This is a genomic window from Actinomadura scrupuli (assembly GCF_050971785.1).
In the GTDB taxonomy this organism is placed as follows: domain Bacteria; phylum Actinomycetota; class Actinomycetes; order Streptosporangiales; family Streptosporangiaceae; genus Actinomadura_E; species Actinomadura_E scrupuli.
In genome coordinates this window covers 281,431-297,239 of sequence record NZ_JBPCCU010000001.1, presented here as the reverse complement: position 1 = coordinate 297,239, position 15,809 = coordinate 281,431, and the positions used below count along the sequence as shown (strand labels likewise).

Annotated in this window: 12 protein-coding genes; 4 read left to right on the top strand and 8 right to left on the bottom strand. The window is 70.2% G+C overall.

Going from position 1 to position 15,809, the window contains the following annotated elements; all coding sequences use genetic code 11:
- Positions 1-5 precede the first annotated feature (5 nt).
- Positions 6-1,580: a succinic semialdehyde dehydrogenase gene (locus ACRYCC_RS01480; protein ID WP_433807829.1), complete on the bottom strand. Its 1,575-nt coding sequence runs from the start codon at positions 1,578-1,580 to the stop codon at positions 6-8.
- 235 nt (positions 1,581-1,815) lie between these two features.
- Here ACRYCC_RS01480 and ACRYCC_RS01475 point away from each other — a divergent pair, with 235 nt between their 5' ends.
- Positions 1,816-2,427 (top strand): TetR/AcrR family transcriptional regulator, encoded by a 612-nt coding sequence (locus ACRYCC_RS01475; protein ID WP_433807827.1) that lies wholly within the window; start codon positions 1,816-1,818, stop codon positions 2,425-2,427.
- 100 nt (positions 2,428-2,527) lie between these two features.
- Here ACRYCC_RS01475 and glpD read toward each other — a convergent pair whose 3' ends face one another.
- From glpD to guaB, 3 genes are all read right to left on the bottom strand, one after another.
- A complete protein-coding gene (glpD, locus tag ACRYCC_RS01470) occupies positions 2,528-4,204 on the bottom strand; it encodes a glycerol-3-phosphate dehydrogenase (protein WP_433809891.1) in 1,677 nt (558 codons plus the stop codon).
- Positions 4,205-4,545: 341 nt separating this feature from the next.
- Entirely contained in the window at positions 4,546-5,661 is a 1,116-nt protein-coding gene (locus tag ACRYCC_RS01465) for a GuaB3 family IMP dehydrogenase-related protein (RefSeq protein ID WP_433807825.1), read from the bottom strand.
- A 105-nt stretch (positions 5,662-5,766) separates the two neighbouring features.
- On the bottom strand, positions 5,767-7,275 hold the full coding sequence (gene guaB / locus ACRYCC_RS01460) for an IMP dehydrogenase (protein WP_433807823.1): 1,509 nt from the start codon (positions 7,273-7,275) through the stop codon (positions 5,767-5,769).
- Between the two features lie 300 nt (positions 7,276-7,575).
- Between guaB and ACRYCC_RS01455 the strand changes: the two genes are divergently transcribed.
- Positions 7,576-7,962 carry a DUF5319 domain-containing protein gene (locus tag ACRYCC_RS01455; protein ID WP_433807821.1) on the top strand — a complete coding sequence of 129 codons (387 nt, stop codon included), beginning with the start codon at positions 7,576-7,578 and terminating at the stop codon, positions 7,960-7,962.
- Positions 7,963-7,990: 28 nt separating this feature from the next.
- Here the strand turns inward: ACRYCC_RS01455 and ACRYCC_RS01450 are convergent, their stop codons facing one another.
- From ACRYCC_RS01450 to groES, 4 genes are all read right to left on the bottom strand, one after another.
- Positions 7,991-8,743, bottom strand: a complete 753-nt coding sequence (locus ACRYCC_RS01450) for a hypothetical protein (protein ID WP_433807819.1) — start codon at positions 8,741-8,743, stop codon at positions 7,991-7,993.
- Positions 8,740-9,339 carry a sigma-70 family RNA polymerase sigma factor gene (locus ACRYCC_RS01445; RefSeq protein WP_433809890.1) on the bottom strand — a complete coding sequence of 200 codons (600 nt, stop codon included), beginning with the start codon at positions 9,337-9,339 and terminating at the stop codon, positions 8,740-8,742. Before ACRYCC_RS01445 ends, ACRYCC_RS01450 begins: the two co-directional genes overlap by 4 nt.
- A gap of 324 nt (positions 9,340-9,663) precedes the next feature.
- Positions 9,664-11,286, bottom strand: coding sequence for a chaperonin GroEL (gene groL / locus ACRYCC_RS01440; protein WP_433807817.1), 1,623 nt, complete (start codon positions 11,284-11,286; stop codon positions 9,664-9,666).
- 199 nt (positions 11,287-11,485) lie between these two features.
- The gene (gene groES, locus ACRYCC_RS01435) at positions 11,486-11,794 is read right to left on the bottom strand and encodes a co-chaperone GroES (RefSeq protein WP_433807815.1); all 309 of its coding nucleotides are present in this window, start codon (positions 11,792-11,794) and stop codon (positions 11,486-11,488) included.
- A 446-nt stretch (positions 11,795-12,240) separates the two neighbouring features.
- Between groES and ACRYCC_RS01430 the strand changes: the two genes are divergently transcribed.
- Positions 12,241-13,761, top strand: coding sequence for a THUMP-like domain-containing protein (locus ACRYCC_RS01430; protein WP_433807813.1), 1,521 nt, complete (start codon positions 12,241-12,243; stop codon positions 13,759-13,761).
- 436 nt (positions 13,762-14,197) lie between these two features.
- On the top strand, positions 14,198-15,748 hold the full coding sequence (locus tag ACRYCC_RS01425) for an apolipoprotein A1/A4/E domain-containing protein (RefSeq protein WP_433807811.1): 1,551 nt from the start codon (positions 14,198-14,200) through the stop codon (positions 15,746-15,748).
- Positions 15,749-15,809: the final 61 nt, after the last annotated feature.

Sequence of the window (15,809 nt, the reverse complement as noted above, 5' to 3'; positions counted from 1 at the left end):
CGTCCTTACTTCAGCCGAAGGCGCTTCATGACCTTGATGGCGCCCGCGAGCATATTCGCGTACTTCTGGTACGAGATCGATGGCGGTGGCTCGAGATCCATGAAGTGCTGACTCGCGATGGTCTGCACCTCGGTGTATTTGAGGAGCCCTTCGGCGCCGTGCCGGCGGCCGACGCCGGACTGCTTCATGCCGCCCATCGGGGCGTCGTACGAGGCGAAGGCGGCGCCGTAGCCCTCGTTGATGTTGACCGTGCCCGCCTGGATCCTGGCCGCGACCCGGCGGCCGTGCGCGACGTCCTTGGTCCAGACGCTGGCGTTGAGACCGTACGGGGTGTCGTTGGCGCGGCCGATGACCTCGTCCTCGTCGCGGAAGGAGTAGACGCTGACCACCGGGCCGAAGGTCTCCCCGGCGCACAGGTCCATGTCGGTGGTGACGCCGGTCAGCACGGTGGGCTCGTAGAACAGCGGCCCCAGGTCCGGGCGCGCCTTGCCGCCGGTCAGCACCGTGGCGCCCTGCTCGACGGCCTGGTCGACGTGCCGGGTGACCGCCTCGAGCTGCCGCACGTAGGTCATCGAGCCCATGTCGGACGCGAAGGTGAGATCGGTGCCCAGCTTCATGGCCTCGACCAGCTCGACGAACCTGGCGACGAAGGCGTCGTGGACGTCCTCGTGCACGTACAGCCGCTCGATCGAGATGCACAGCTGGCCGGCGTTGGTGAAGCAGGCCCGTACGGCGCCGCGGGCGGTCCGCTCCAGGTCGGCGTCCGCGAGCACGATCATCGGGTTCTTGCCGCCCAGCTCCAGCGAGTAGCCGACCAGCCGGGGCGCGACCTTCTCCGCGATGGCCCGGCCGCCCCGGGTGGAACCCGTGAACGCCAGATAGTCGGCGTTCTCCAGCAGCGGGTCGCCGATCTCCGCCGGGTCGCCGAGCACGATCTGCCAGAGGTCCTTGGGCAGCCCCAGCTCCACCAGCAGGTCCAGCGCCCAGAGACTGGACAGCGACGTCTGGGTGTCGGGCTTGTGCACCACCGCGTTGCCCGCCAGCAGCGCCGGCACGATGTCGCTGACCCCCAGGCTGAAGGGGTAGTTCCACGGCGAGATCAGGCCGACGACGCCCTTGGGCTGGCGGTACTCGTGCGCCCGGGTGGCCAGCGGGAAGGCCCCCTGGCGGCGCTTGGGCCTGAGCAGCCGGCCGGCCCGGCGGGCGTAGTAGAGCGAGCACAGCGCCACGTCGAGGAACTCCTCGTACGCGTGCCGGCGCGCCTTGCCCGTCTCCAGCTGGATGACGTCGAGGATCTCCTCCCTGCGGTCGACGAGCGCGTCGACCATCGCCAGGAAGGGCTTGACCCGCTGCTGCACCGGAACCGCGGCCCATCTGCGCTGCGCCTCACGCGCCGAGTCGTACGCCTTGCGCACGTCGTCGGCGGAGGACAGCCGCAGTGTGGCCAGCGGTTCGCCGGTGAACGGGGTCGGGATCGTGGTGCTGCCTCCGCTGGAGGTGACGCGGGAGGCGAGCCGCTCGATCAGAGCGGGTGCGAGCGTACGCTCCGGGACCGTCTGGTTGCCCGTCGAGAGTGCCATGGGCGCAGCTTATGACCGCCCGGCCACTCATGGCTACCCGCAAGTAACCCATGATTTTTCACGGTTTGACGCACTTGGATGAGTGGTCATCGCAGAAAGGTGGATCGCTCCACAAAGCCTTTGTGACACAACGTATTGAATGACCATGCTTTCGCGGTGTATTCCGGAACAAGAGGTAGCCGGTCCCTGTCGAGGAGGCCGAATCGGGTCGGAGCTGAAACGGAGAGGGACCGCAATGATCAACAGCGACGATCGGGCGGACAAGCGTCAGGAGAGACGAGAACAGACGCGCGCCGCCCTGCTGGACGCGGCGGAACGGCTGTGGGCGGAGCGCGGTATCCACGGGGTCTCGCTCGACGAGATCGCCGGGACCGCCGGGCTGACCAAGGGCGCCGTCTATTCCAACTTCACCGGGAAGACCGATCTGCTGCTCGCGCTGCTCGATCGCCACGCCCAGCACGATCACGACCTCGACCTGTGCGAAGAGCTCCGCGGCAGCCGCCAGGACCGCCTCGAGCAGGCCGGTCACCACTACACGAGCCGGCTCGAGGGTGAGGACGCCCGGCTGCCGGCACTGCTGCTGGTGGAGTTCTGGCTCTACGGGATGCGGGACTTCGCGGCCGGCTGGCGGATCGCCGACTGGTACCACGCCCGGCGCGACAACCTGACCCGCGAGCTCACCGACGCGGACGGCATCAGCGCGACCGACCGCGCCGCGATGGCGATGGCGATGGACCTGGGGCTGGCGATCCAGCATCTGCTGGACCCCGAGCGCGTCCCCGCCGAGACCTGCGCTTCCGGTATCCGCCTGGTCCTGGGCCCCGCCCTCCCTGACGATCTTTCTTGACAGGATTAAATGCAGCTCGGTCCGCTTTTCACGTTTCACCGAGTGCCGTTCACCGGCATTTTCCCGCCGCAAAATGGGCTTTCCCCGGTGGCCCCGGGTCTCAGGGAGAGCGCACCGGGGCGGCGGTCGGGACGATCTCGGGCACGCCCCGGCGGCGGGCGTCGGCCTCCTCGTCGCCCTCCTGCCGCTGGGACTCCCGCTCCGCCTCCACCCGCCTGCGGTAGTACTCGATCTCCTGGTCCCGCTGCTCCTTGGTCCAGCCGAGTTCGCCGGCCATCAGTTCGGCGACCTCCTCCGCGGCCCCCAGGCCGCGGTCCCAGACCTCGATGGAGATGCGGGTCCGCCGGGTGAGGACGTCGTTGAGGTGCCGCGCGCCCTCATGGCTCGCCGCGTACACCGCCTCCGCGCGCAGGTAGTCGTCCGCACCGGTGAGCGGTTTGGCCAGGTCGGGCCGCTCGGCGATGAGCTCCAGCAGCTCGTCGATGAGCGTGCCGTACCGGTGGAGCAGGTGCTCGATCCGCGCGACGTGCAGCTTGGAGGACCGCGCCAGCCGGTGCCGGGCGTTCCACAGCGCCTGGAAGCCCTCGCCGCCGACCAGGGCGATCCGGTCGGTGCACGACTCGGCGATCCTGCCGTCCAGCCCGTGCGCCACCGCGTCCACGGCGTCCTTGGCCATCACGCGGTAGGTCGTGTACTTGCCGCCGGCGACCAGCACCAGACCGGGGACGGGGTGCGCCACCACATGCTCGCGGGAGAGCTTGGAGGTCTCCTCGGACTCACCGGACAGCAACGGCCGCAGCCCCGCGTAGACGCCCTCCACGTCGTCCGGGGTCAGCGGCACGTTGAGCATGGCGTTGATGTGCTCGAGCACGTAGTCGATGTCGGCCTTCGAGGCGGACGGGTGCTCCTTGTCCAGGCTCCACTCGGTGTCGGTGGTGCCGAGGATCCAGTGCCGCCCCCAGGGGATCACGAACAGCACGGACTTCTCGGTCCGCAGGATGATCCCGGAGGAGGAGTGGATGCGGTCGCGCGGCACCACCAGGTGCACGCCCTTGGACGCCTTCACGTGGATCTGCCCACGTCCGCCGACGAGCTCCTGGATGTCGTCGGTCCACACCCCGGTGGCGTTGACCACCTGCTTGGCGCGGACCTCGATGGAGTCGCCCGCCTCCAGGTCGCGGACCCGTACCCCGGTGACCCGCTCCCCCTCGCGCAGGAACCCGGTGCACTGGGCCCGGGTGGCGACCTGGGCCCCGTACTCGGCGGCGGTGCGCAGCGCCATCATCACGTAGCGGGCGTCGTCGACCTGGGCGTCCCAGTACTGGATCGCGCCCACGAAGGAGTCCTTGCGCAGCGCCGGCGCCACCCGGAGCGACTTGCGGCGGGTCAGGTGCCGGTGGTGCGGCACCCCGCGGGTACTGCCCATCTGCAGGGACAGCGCGTCGTAGAGGGCGACCCCCGCTCCGACGTACGCCCGCTCCCAGGCATGCCGGGTCAGCGGGAACAGGAACGGGACGGGACGGACCAGGTGCGGCGCGATCCGCTGCAGCAGCAGGCCGCGCTCGGTCAGCGCCTCGCGTACGAGATCGAAGTTGAACTGCTCCAGGTAGCGCAGGCCGCCGTGGATGAGCTTGGACGACCGCGACGAGGTCCCGGAGGCCATGTCCCGGGCCTCCACCACGGCCACCGACAGGCCCCGGGTGGCGGCGTCGAGCGCCACGCCGGCGCCTACGATCCCGCCTCCCACCACGACGACGTCGAACTCCTCCGTCGCCATCCGGGCCAGCGCGAGCTCGCGTTCGGCCGGACCCAGCTGGGAGGTCCCCAGGGCCGTGGCGGCCGAGTCCGCCCCGTGACTTCCGAATATGGCTCCCTCGCCGGTGCCGGACCCGGTCGCCGATCCGTTGGTCGAACCTCGAACTGACATCGCGCTCTCCCCCGCAGGACAGATGGCTACTCTCCAGTAATGCCCACGCTACGGCGTTTCCAGTGCGGTGTCCGCCACACAAACCTGCCCCCGTCGTGATCGGGCGAGGAACGTGTCCTCCATCACCTGATCACGACGGGTCGGCGATATGTCGTTATAAGCCCGGTACGGTCGCGCGGGAGCTCGCCCGATCAGTGCGGGGTGACGACCACCTGCACGCGCTGGAACTCCTTGAGATCGGAGTAACCCGAGGTCGCCATGGCCCGGCGGAGCGCGCCGATGAGGTTCATGGAGCCGTCGGAGACGTGGGCCGGGCCGTACAGGATCTGCTCCAGGCTGCCGATCGTGCCCAGGTTGACCCGGGTGCCGCGCGGCACCTCACTGTGGTGCGCCTCACTCCCCCAGTGATGGCCGCCGCCGGGCGCCTCCTGGGAACGGGCGAAGGGCGAGCCGACCATGACGGCGTCGGAGCCGCAGGCGAAGGCCTTGGCGATGTCACCGCTGTTGGTCATGCCGCCGTCCGCGATGACGTGGACGTAGCGGCCGCCCGACTCGTCCATGTAGTCACGACGGGCCGCCGCGACGTCGGCGATCGCCGTCGCCATCGGCACCGCGACCCCCAGCACGGTACGGGTGGTGTGCCCGGAACCGCCGCCGAAGCCCACGAGCACGCCGGCGGCGCCGGTCCGCATGAGGTGCAACGCGGCCGTGTACGTCGTGCAGCCGCCGACGATCACCGGCACGTCCAGCTCGTAGATGAACTGCTTGAGGTTGAGCGGCTCCGCCCTTCCAGAAACGTGCTCCGCCGACACCGTCGTACCGCGGATCACGAACAGGTCGACCCCGGCGTCGACGACCGCCTTGTAGTACTTGGCGGTGCGCTGCGGTGACAGGCTGGCCGCCACGGTGACCCCGGCCTCCCGCACCTCCTGGATGCGGCGGCCGATCAGCTCCTCCTTGATGGGCTCGGCGTAGAGCTCCTGCAACCGGCGGGTCGACCGGCCGTCGTCCAGCGAGGAGATCTCGGCCAGCAGCGACTGGGGGTTCTCATAGCGCGTCCACAGGCCCTCCAGGTCGAGCACCGCGAGCCCGCCCAGCCTGCCGATCGCGATCGCCGTGGCCGGGCTCACCACACTGTCCATCGGCGCGACGACCAGCGGGATCTCGAAGCGGTAGGCGTCGATCTGCCACGCGACGCTGACCTCCTCGGGGTCGCGGGTGCGGCGCGAGGGCACGATGCCGATCTCCTCGAGCGCGTACGCCCGCCGGCCGCTCTTGCCCCGCCCTATCTCAACCTCAGCAGCCACTGGTCACTTTCCTCTCGAAACTCAGCCGTGATCATGCAATCGTTCGACGAACGATTGCATGATCACGGCTGTGACCGGTGTGCACCGGCCACTGGATCACGCTGGTCAGCGGCCCTGGTAGTTGGGGGCCTCGATGGTCATCTGGATGTCGTGCGGATGGCTCTCCTTGAGCCCCGCCGCGGTGATCTGCATGAGCGTGCCGGTCTCCTGCAGCTCGGCGACCGTCCGGGTGCCCGCGTACCACATCGCCTGGTGCAGGCCGCCGACCAGCTGGTGCGCGACGTTGGAGAGGGGGCCGCGGTAGGGCACCTGGCCCTCGACGCCCTCGGGGATCAGCTTCTCCTCGCTGTTCACGTCGGCCTGCGAGTAACGGTCCTTGGAGTACGACCTGCCCCGCTCGCGGTTGCGCATCGCGCCCAGCGAACCCATGCCGCGGTAGGTCTTGTACTGCTTGCCATGGACGAAGATCAGCTCTCCCGGGCTCTCCTCGACCCCGGCGAGCAGGCTGCCCAGCATCACCGTGCTGGCACCGGCCGCGATCGCCTTGGCGATGTCGCCGGAGTACTGCAGGCCGCCGTCGCCGATGACGGGGATCCCGGCCGGGCCGGCCGCCCGGGCCGCCTCGTAGATCGCGGTCACCTGGGGCACCCCGACTCCGGCGACCACCCGGGTGGTACAGATCGAGCCCGGGCCGACACCGACCTTGATGCCGTCGACGCCCGCGTCGATCAGCGCCTTGGCACCCGCGTACGTCGCGATGTTGCCGCCGATGACGTCGACCCCGGAGTTGGCCTTGATCTTGGCGACGGTGTCGACGACGCCCTTGGAGTGGCCCTGTGCCACGTCCACGACGATGGCGTCGACGCCCGCCTCGATCAGGGCCTGCGCCCGGGTGAAGCCGTCCTCGCCCACGCCGACCGCGGCGCCGACGACGAGCCGCCCGTCGCCGTCCTTGGTGGAGTCGGGGTAGCGCTCGCTCTTGGTGAAGTCCTTGACGGTGATCAGCCCGCGCAGCCTGCCCTGAGCGTCGATCAACGGCAGCTTCTCGATCTTGTTGTCGGCGAGCAGCCGGAAGGCCTCGTCCCGGGAGACGTCCACCGGCGCGGTGATCAGCGGCATCGGGGTCATCACCTCCCGCACCGGACGGGAGTGGTCGGACTCGAACCGGGTGTCACGGTTGGTCACGATGCCCAGCAGCACGCCGCGCTCGTCGGTGACCGGGACCCCGGAGAAGCGGTAGCGGGCGCACAGCTCCTCGACGTCGGCGAGGGTCGCGTCCGGTCCGCACGTCACCGGGTTGGTGATCATGCCCGCCTCGGACCTCTTGACCATGTCGACCTGCTGGGCCTGCTCCTCGATCGGCATGTTGCGGTGCAGTATGCCGATCCCGCCCTGACGGGCCATGGCGATCGCCATGCGCGCCTCGGTGACGGTGTCCATCGCCGAGGACACCAGCGGGATGCGCAGCGTGATGCCGCGCGAGAGCCGGGTCCTGGTGTCGGCCTCCCCCGGCTGCAGGTCCGAGTAGGCGGGCAGCAGCAGCACATCGTCGAAGGTCAAGCCCGGCGGAAGGAACTTGGCTGACTGAGAGGAGAACCCGGCGGCGGAGCTCATGAACAACCTTCCATCGGAGGTCGAGGGCGTCTGGGCAGGTCACGGCGTCCCTCACTATCTTATGGCGCCTCCCTGGCCGACGTGCCTGACAGAGGTTTTATGGCGATATCTTCCCTCACGGGCAGTCTTTTTCCCCACCGCGCCGGCCCGCCGATGGCCGGAGCGGGCGGCATCGTGGCACGTCCCGGCCCCCGGTCCCGCCCGGGGGCATCGCTCCGGGCAAAGGATCTTTCCGCGACTTGGCGCTACTTCGCTGGGCGTGGTTGCCCTGCACCTGGTACGGCGCAGTAGCGTGGGGGGGTGCACGACGAAGCCCCGCTCGACCCGTTCGCCGGCGACCCGGACGACCCGGCCGCGGCACTCGGCGACCCCGATGAGGAGACCGCCCCGCTGAACGCGGCGGAGCGGGACGACGTGCTCGCCGACCTCGCCGACCTCGAGGTCTTCAGGGCCCTGCTGGAGCCCCTGGGGGTCCGGGGGCTGACCGTCGAGTGCGGCGACTGCGGCAAGACCCACTACATCGACTGGGATCTGCTGCACGGAAATCTGCGCCACCTGCTCGACGAGGGGCTGCCGCGGGTCCACGAACCCGCCCTGGCCCCCGATCCCATCGACTACGTGAGCTGGGAATACGCTCGCGGCTACGTCGACGGCGTGATCGACAGCGAAGAGGGCCGCAGCAGCTGAGCGGCCGCACCGGCAGGACGCACGGCCCTCAGGGCACCGCGCCCTGACCCGACGCCGGCTGGCCCGGCCGGTCCTCTCCCTGGCCCTGCCCCGGAGACTGCTCGGGGCTCCCCGACGGATCCACGAGGGGCGCGGGGGACCCGCTCGTGCCCGGCGCCGGATCCGGTGAGTCCGGGGTTCCCGCGTACAGGTCGTACGGCGTGGGCTCCGGGCTGGGGCTCACCGTGACCGGCTTGGTCGGCCGCGGATCCGGCTGCTGGTCGCCGTAGGTCCCGGCCGCTTCACCGCCGCGCGGGAACACCACCTGACGGCGCTTCAGCTCCGTCGGCACCGCCGTGGGAGAGCCGCTCACGCCACCGGTCGCGGCGCCCCGCGACTCCGGCAGGTCGGGCCGGGACCGGATGTGCGGCTCCGAACCACCCGGAGTCGGTGCGAACGGGCTGAGCGCACCCCCCGCCGCGGCCACCCCGGTGGTCATCAGCACGGTGGTCGCCACGCAGAGGGAGACCAGCGTGCGCGGCACCCGGCGGCGGGACGCCCGCCTGCCGCGGTCCTCCCTGGCCGGCCGGGACAGCGGCGGCGCACCGGCGTCCACGTCGTCGACGAGCGCCTTCAGCAACGCGAACGCAGGATCGTCCGCATCGTCAGAGGAGACATCGCGACGTTCCGACAGCGCGTCGAAGAGCTCGTCGCTGCGCCGCAGCGCGCCGAGGTCCGGCGGTCGACGATCGTCGGTTCCGTGGGATGAATCGCCGATCGGCTCCGGGTGCGTTCCCGTCAAACGATCGACTCCTCACTCGCCATCGCCCGAAGCCGAGCGAGAGCCCGGTGCTGGGCGACCCGTACCGCACCCGCGGACATGCCGAGTACATTACCGGTCTCCTCCGCCGACAGGCCCGCGACCACCCTGAGCAGCACCAGCTCCCGCTGGTGATCGGGCAAACGGTCCAGCAGGCTCTTGGCTCGTTCGGTCTCGATGTAGCGGACGACCGTCTCCTCCGGGCCGGGCCGGTCATCGGGCCCGTCCGGCAGGTCCTCGGTCGGCACCGCCGCCCGGATGGCGCTGCGCAGCGCGTCCGCGATCTTGTGAGCGGCGATGCCGAAGACGAAGGACGCGAACGGCCGCCCCATGTCCCGGTAGCGGGGCAGCGCGGACAGCACCGCGATGCACACCTCCTGGGCCACGTCGTCCGCTATGTGGTACTGGCCCGACACCCGCCCCAGACGTGCCCTGCAGTAGCGGACCACCATCGGGCGCACCTGCCCGATCAGCACCTCGATGGCCGCCGGATCCCCCTGAACGGCAAGGCTCGTCACGTCTTTCAGCTCGTCACGCAGCCTGCCCTGATCGGCCTTCGCCGTACGCATCACCCGCATATCACTGGTAGCAAGCGCAGTCGTGGTCCCCGCGAAGCATCCCTCGGTCACGTAGAGCATGATGCCCAGGGAGATCGGGCCTGTCTCCACTGTCCACGACAACGGAATGGTCACAGTGCGGGAGTCGGGTAACAGAAATCACAGAGTGCGATAGCGCAACTACTGTACGTAGAAGCCAATTCCGTAGCGGTGTCATATTGGGCGCCGAACCGCACACGGTGGCCGCAAAACGACAGAACCCTTAATCGTCTGAAAATACACCGAGCCCCCTGCCGGTGATCGGCAGGGGGCTCGGTGTGCCGCGTCCGGGACGCGGCTCGTCACTCAGTGACCGTGACCGTGGCCGTGACCACCGGCGGCAGGGGCCTCCTGCTCCTCCGGCTTCTCGACCACGAGGACCTCGGTGGTGAGCAGCATGCCCGCGATGGAGGCGGCATTGGTGACCGCCGAGCGGGTGACCTTCACCGGGTCGATGACGCCCTGGCCGACCAGGTCGCCGTACTCGCCGGTCGCGGCGTTGTAGCCGTGACCGACCGGCAGCTCCTGCACCTTGGAGACCACGACGTAGCCCTCGGCGCCCGCGTTCTCGGCGATCCACCGCAGTGGCTCGACGAGCGCGCGCCGCAGCGCCTGGGCTCCGACGGCCTCGTCGCCGGAGAGCCCGAGCGCGTCGAAGCCCTCCTTGGCGACGTGCACGAGGGCGCTGCCGCCGCCGGCGACGATGCCCTCCTCGATGGCCGCGCGGGTCGCGGAGATGGCGTCCTCGAGGCGGTGCTTCTTCTCCTTGAGCTCCACCTCGGTGGCCGCTCCGACGCGCAGCACGCTGACGCCGCCGGACAGCTTGGCCAGCCGCTCCTGCAGCTTCTCGCGGTCCCAGTCGGAGTCGCTGTTCTCCAGCTCGACCCTGATCTGGCGGATGCGGTCGTTGATCTCCTGCTGGTCGCCGGCACCGTCCACGACGGTGGTCGTGTCCTTGGTGACGGTGATCCGGCGGGCGCTGCCGAGCACCTCCAGGCCGACGCTGTCGAGCTTGAGGCCGATGGCCTCGCTGACGACCTGGCCGCCGGTGAGGGCGGCGATGTCGCCGAGCATCGCCTTGCGGCGGTCGCCGAAGCCGGGGGCCTTGACCGCGACGCTGGTGAAGGTGCCGCGGATCTTGTTGGCCACCAGCAGCGCCAGGGCCTCACCCTCGACGTCCTCGGCGATGACCAGCAGCTGGCGCTTGCTCTGCGCCACCTGCTCGGCCAGCGGCAGGAACTCCTGCACGTTGGAGATCTTGCCTTCGACGATGAGCACGTAGGCGTCGTCGAGGACGGCCTCCATGCGCTCGGGGTCGGTCACCATGTGCGGCGACAGGTAGCCCTTGTCGAACTGCAGGCCCTCGGTGAACTCCAGCTCGAGCCCCATGGTGTGGGACTCCTCGACGGTGATGACACCGTCCTTGCCGACCTTCTCGAACGCCTCCGCGATCAGCTCGCCGATCTGCGCGTCCTGAGCGGAGATCGTCGCGACGTGCGCGATCTCACCCCGCTCCTCGACCTCACGCGCCGACTTCAGCAGCAGGTCGGAGACGTACTGCGCCGCGGCGTCGAGCCCCCGCTTGAGCGAGAGCGGCGAGGCGCCGGCGGCCACGTTGCGCAGGCCTTCGCGCACCATCGCCTGGGCGAGCACGGTGGCGGTGGTGGTGCCGTCACCCGCGACGTCGTTGGTCTTGGTCGCCACCTCTTTGGCCAGCTGGGCGCCCAGGTTCTCGCGGGGGTTCTCCAGCTCGATCTCACGCGCGATGGTCACGCCATCGTTGGTGATGGTGGGTGCGCCGAACTTCTTGTCGATGACGACGTTGCGGCCGCGCGGGCCGATCGTCACCTTCACGGCGTCCGCGAGGGCGTTGACGCCGCGCTCGAGGGCCCGGCGAGCGTCCTCTTCGAACTCCAGGATCTTCGCCATGCTCAACTCCTTTCAGCTTCATTGACGCGCTGCGCGCGCCGGCTCACGGACGCTTGCAGGCGGCCCCGTCCGGCGGTGCCCGGCACGGCCCGGTCCCCGGTCGTGTCCGCGCTCCGCGTGGCCGCGCGCCCGTTCACGCAGCCGCCCCGGCCCGTTGCCACAGGGGCCGGACCGGGGCGGTGCATCACGTCTCGGGTGATTACTTCTCGACGATCGCGAGCACGTCGCGGGCCGAGAGCACGAGGTAGTCCTCGCTGTTGTACCTCACCTCGGTGCCGCCGTACTTGCTGTACAGCACGACATCGCCGACGGAGACGTCGAGCGCAACGCGCTGACCCTTGTCGTCGACGCGGCCCGGGCCTACCGCCAGGACGGTGCCCTCCTGGGGCTTCTCCTTGGCGGTGTCCGGAATGACAAGGCCAGACGCGGTGGTCTGCTCTGCCTCAAGCGGCTTGACCACGATGCGGTCCTCGAGCGGCTTGAGAACAACCTTGGTGGCGGTCGTCACGATCTGACCTCCCCTTCGATTGCGATCCTCGACCGGCCAGATTGACCGGTCGCACATGAGAGAGGCGACCCTGGCGGCCTGCCGTCGCGGGTGTCAGACCGACCGTGTCGCTGATTGGCACTCTCCGATTGAGAGTGCCAATTACGGAGGTTATGCCGTGCCGGGAACGTCGTCAACCTGGTCCGGTACAAGGCTCCGGCATGGCGGTGTTCTCGCACGTCGCAGCCTCCCACTCGGCCGTACGGGACACGCCCACCGGGGTGTGCGCGGCGATGACGGACCGATGACAGGAGGATGGCGGACCGGCGGCCGGACGGTGGCGAGCCGGTGCCCGCGGCGGGCCGGGGACACGGGGCCGGGGCCGCGGCGGACGGCTGGTCCATGCCTGGCCAGGTGGTCCCTCGAGGGTGCGGCGGTGGGCTCACGGTGGGACGGGGTGGTCGACGGTGGTCGGTAACGTGGCCGCCGTGGACATCGAGGGGTTCCAGGCCCTGCTCGGCCGGACCGGCCAGGCGATTCTGGCCGAGGCCGCCGACGCGGACCTGAGCGAGGCCGGGCTGCTGGCGACGGCGTCGCGGCTGCGCTCCCGGCACCCCGCGGATCTCGTGGCGGCCGCGCTGACCCAGCTGCGGCTGCGGGCACGGGCCCGCGACAAGTTCGGCCCCGACGCCGCGCGGATGTACTTCACGCCCGCGGGGCTGGAGCAGTCCACCCGGTCGAGCGTCGCGGCGCACCGGGCCCGCCGCTTCGCCGCCCACCTGGGCACGCTCTCCGCGCACGGGCCGGCCGGTGCGCCGCCCGCCCGGCGGCCCCGGCTGCCGCACCCGAGGAGACCCGACCTGGAGCTCACCGGCCCCGAGCCGGAGCTGGAGCTGGAGCCCGCCTGGGGCCCCGGCCTGGAGCCCGTCCCGCAGCCCGGACCGCGCGCCGGCTCCGCGCCCCTCCTGGGATCCGTCCCGGAACCCCTCTGGGCACCGGCCTCGGAGGCGCGGGTCCTGGAGCTGTGCTGCGGGATCGGGGCCGATCTGGTCGCCCGGGCCCGGGCCGGCTGCCCCGGCGACGGCGTCGAGCTCGATCCGCTGACCGCCGCCGTGGCGCGCGCCAACCTGGACGCGCTGGGGCTGGCCGGGCCGGCGACCGTACGGGAGGGTGACGCCGCCCGTCAGGATCCCGCCGGATACGCGGCGGTCTTCGCCGATCCCGGCCGCCGGAACGCCCGGGGCCGCGTCTTCGACCCCCGGGCCTACGAACCGCCGCTCGACGTACTGCTCGCGCTGGCGCGGCGCGCCCCGGCCGCGTGCCTGAAGGTCGCCCCGGGGATCCCGTACGAGGCCATACCGGCGGACGCGGAGGCCGAATGGATCTCCGACCGCGGCGAGGTCAAGGAGGCCGCGCTCTGGCTGGGCGGGCTCAGCGGCCTCGACGGCTCCGCCGGGCGGGGCGGTTCGGACGCGCCGGCCGGAGGAGGCGGGCCGGGCCTGCGGCGTGCCACGGTGCTCAACCCGCCGGGGTCCGGCCGCTCCGGCGACCCGGGCGGGCCCGCGACGCTCGTGCCCGAGCCCGGGCTGGGCACGCCGCCGGTGGGGCCGTGGCGGCGTTATCTGTACGAGCCCGACGGCGCGGTGATCCGGGCCCACCTGGTGGCCGAGGTGGCGGCCCTGACCGGCGGCGTCCTGGCGGACCCGAACATCGCCTACGTGACCAGCGACACCCTGCTGGCGACCCCGTTCGCGAGCGCGTACGAGATCGACGACGTGCTGCCCTTCTCGCTGAAGAGGCTGCGGGCGGAGCTGCGCAGGAGGCAGGTCGGCATCCTGACGATCAAGAAACGCGGTTCGGCGGTCGACGTCGAACGGCTGCGCCGGGATCTGCGGCTCGGCGGCCCGCACGAACTGACGCTGGTCCTCACCCGGATCGGCGCGGCGCCCTTCGCACTCCTGTGCCGGCCCGCGCACGCCATCCGCTGACACGCGACGCGCCAGGACTTAGCAAATCCTGCGCCTTTTCCAGCATTCAATTCACCGGCATTGGTGGATCGTCGGAGCGCGGGGCGGGCGTTCCCGTAACGAATTGACGTGGTGCAGGGGATGAGCGAGTGATGATGCCCGCGAAGCCCGCGCGGGTGTGCTCACGGCGTCGCACAGAATGGCGTTTCATGATCGAGCAATGTGCCGGTCGCCGCGCGGAAACGGCCGCGAACACCGGCCTCCGAGCGGTCGACCACCAGGAAAGCGACAAGCTAGACGACCCGGATAACCATCGCATTCAACAGAACTGAGCACGTTTTCTGCTCCATGTATTACCCACCTTCCAGAGCCACTAAGGTTGGCCCTTCAGCATCACTGCCACTCGCATATATCTGAGGGACAGATATTTGCGGGCGGGCATACGAAGGAGCATCGGGTGGAAACGAATCACAACTTCCTGCAGGCGGGGGGTCAGCCGGTCTCGGACCGGATGCGGGAGTTGCTCGCCCGGGCGGCGCAGGACCACGTCTACGAACAGCGCTCTCAGGGTCAGGTCCTGGACGAGATACGCCAGCGGCTGGAAGGCATGGAGTGGCTGCTACGCGAGGTCCGGGAGCGTGAGCTCAGCGGGCTGACCGGCGACCTGAACACCGTGCGGGGGCAGGTAGACGAACTCTCCAGCAAACCGCCCGAGTGGGCCGAGGGGCTGGCCGAGCACATCGAGGCGGTCGGGGAGCGGGTCAAGCCGGTCGCCGAGCTCCCGGCGCTGTGGGCGGACGTAGGGGTCGTCGCGGAGAACGTCGACGAGGGCCTCACCCGATTGCAGTCCGTCCTGGATTCGGCGCAGCAGATCGCGGACGCCACACAGCTGACATCGCAGCGGCTGGAGGAGATGACCAAGCGCCTGGACAAGCTCCAGGGCAGCATGGAGGCCGCCTCCGTCCGGTTCAACCGGCTGGACAAGTCACTGGCCGAGCTGGGCCACCGCTCGGAGAAGCTCGAGCACTCGATCACCGGGGTCACGACGCGGGTGGATCAGTCGCTCACCGAGATGGGCGACCGGGTCGACCAGGGACTCGAGGCGGTCAGCGGCCGGGTCGAGGGCGTGGGCGGCCGGCTCGACGGGCTGGACGGGCGCCTGGAAGGGCTGGACGGCCGGCTCAAGGGGCTGGGGGGCAAGCTGGACGGGCTCGACCGCCGGTTCGGAGGGGTCGACGAACGGATCGAGACCACCAACGAGCGCATCTCCCAGCTCCCCGCCGCGCCGGAGATCAGCGAGCTGCACCGGAAGCTGACCGAGCTCGCACAGCGGCCGTCCGTCGATCACACCGACCGCTTCGACGCGCTGGAGAAGCGGCTCGTCGAGGCCGTGGAGCCGCTCATCCTGGAGCTGCGCACCCGCCCCGATCGCGGCGAGGTCGAGGAGACCATGTCGAAGATCGTGGAATCGGCGCACAATGACGTGATCAAGCGGGTCGAGGAGGTCACCCGGCAGGTCGACGGCATCCACGCGGACGTCGCCAGGAAGGTCGACTCCGCGATGCACGGCTTCACCAAACAGGTCGACGCCGTCACCAGGCACATGGAGTCCATGAACGCCGATGTGACCAAGCAGGTCGGCGTCGCCAACGAGGAGGTCGTCCAGCGCATGGGCATCTTCCGCGAGGACGTCGGCAAGAGGGTCGACGGCATCCTCGGGGACGTCCTGAGGCGCGTGGACGGGGTGAACGAAGAGGTCGCCAAACGGACCGAGTCCGTGCAGATCGACGTGGCGCGGAAATTCGACGGCATCCATGACGACGTGCTGAAGCGGGTCGACTCGGTACAGGACGAGGTCGGCAAGAAGGTCGACAGCGTGCACGACGACGTCTCCAGGAAGGTCGCCAGCGTGCACGAGGACGTCCTCAAACGGCTCGGTACTCTGGAGGAGACCATGCTCGCGCTCGCGGAGGCGTTGCTGCGTCCGCGCCGTGAGGGCGAGAAGTAGCGCCGTCGGGCGCCGGTGACCGCTCAGGCATGGGTCATGTAGCTTCCCGGATCCGGGAAGC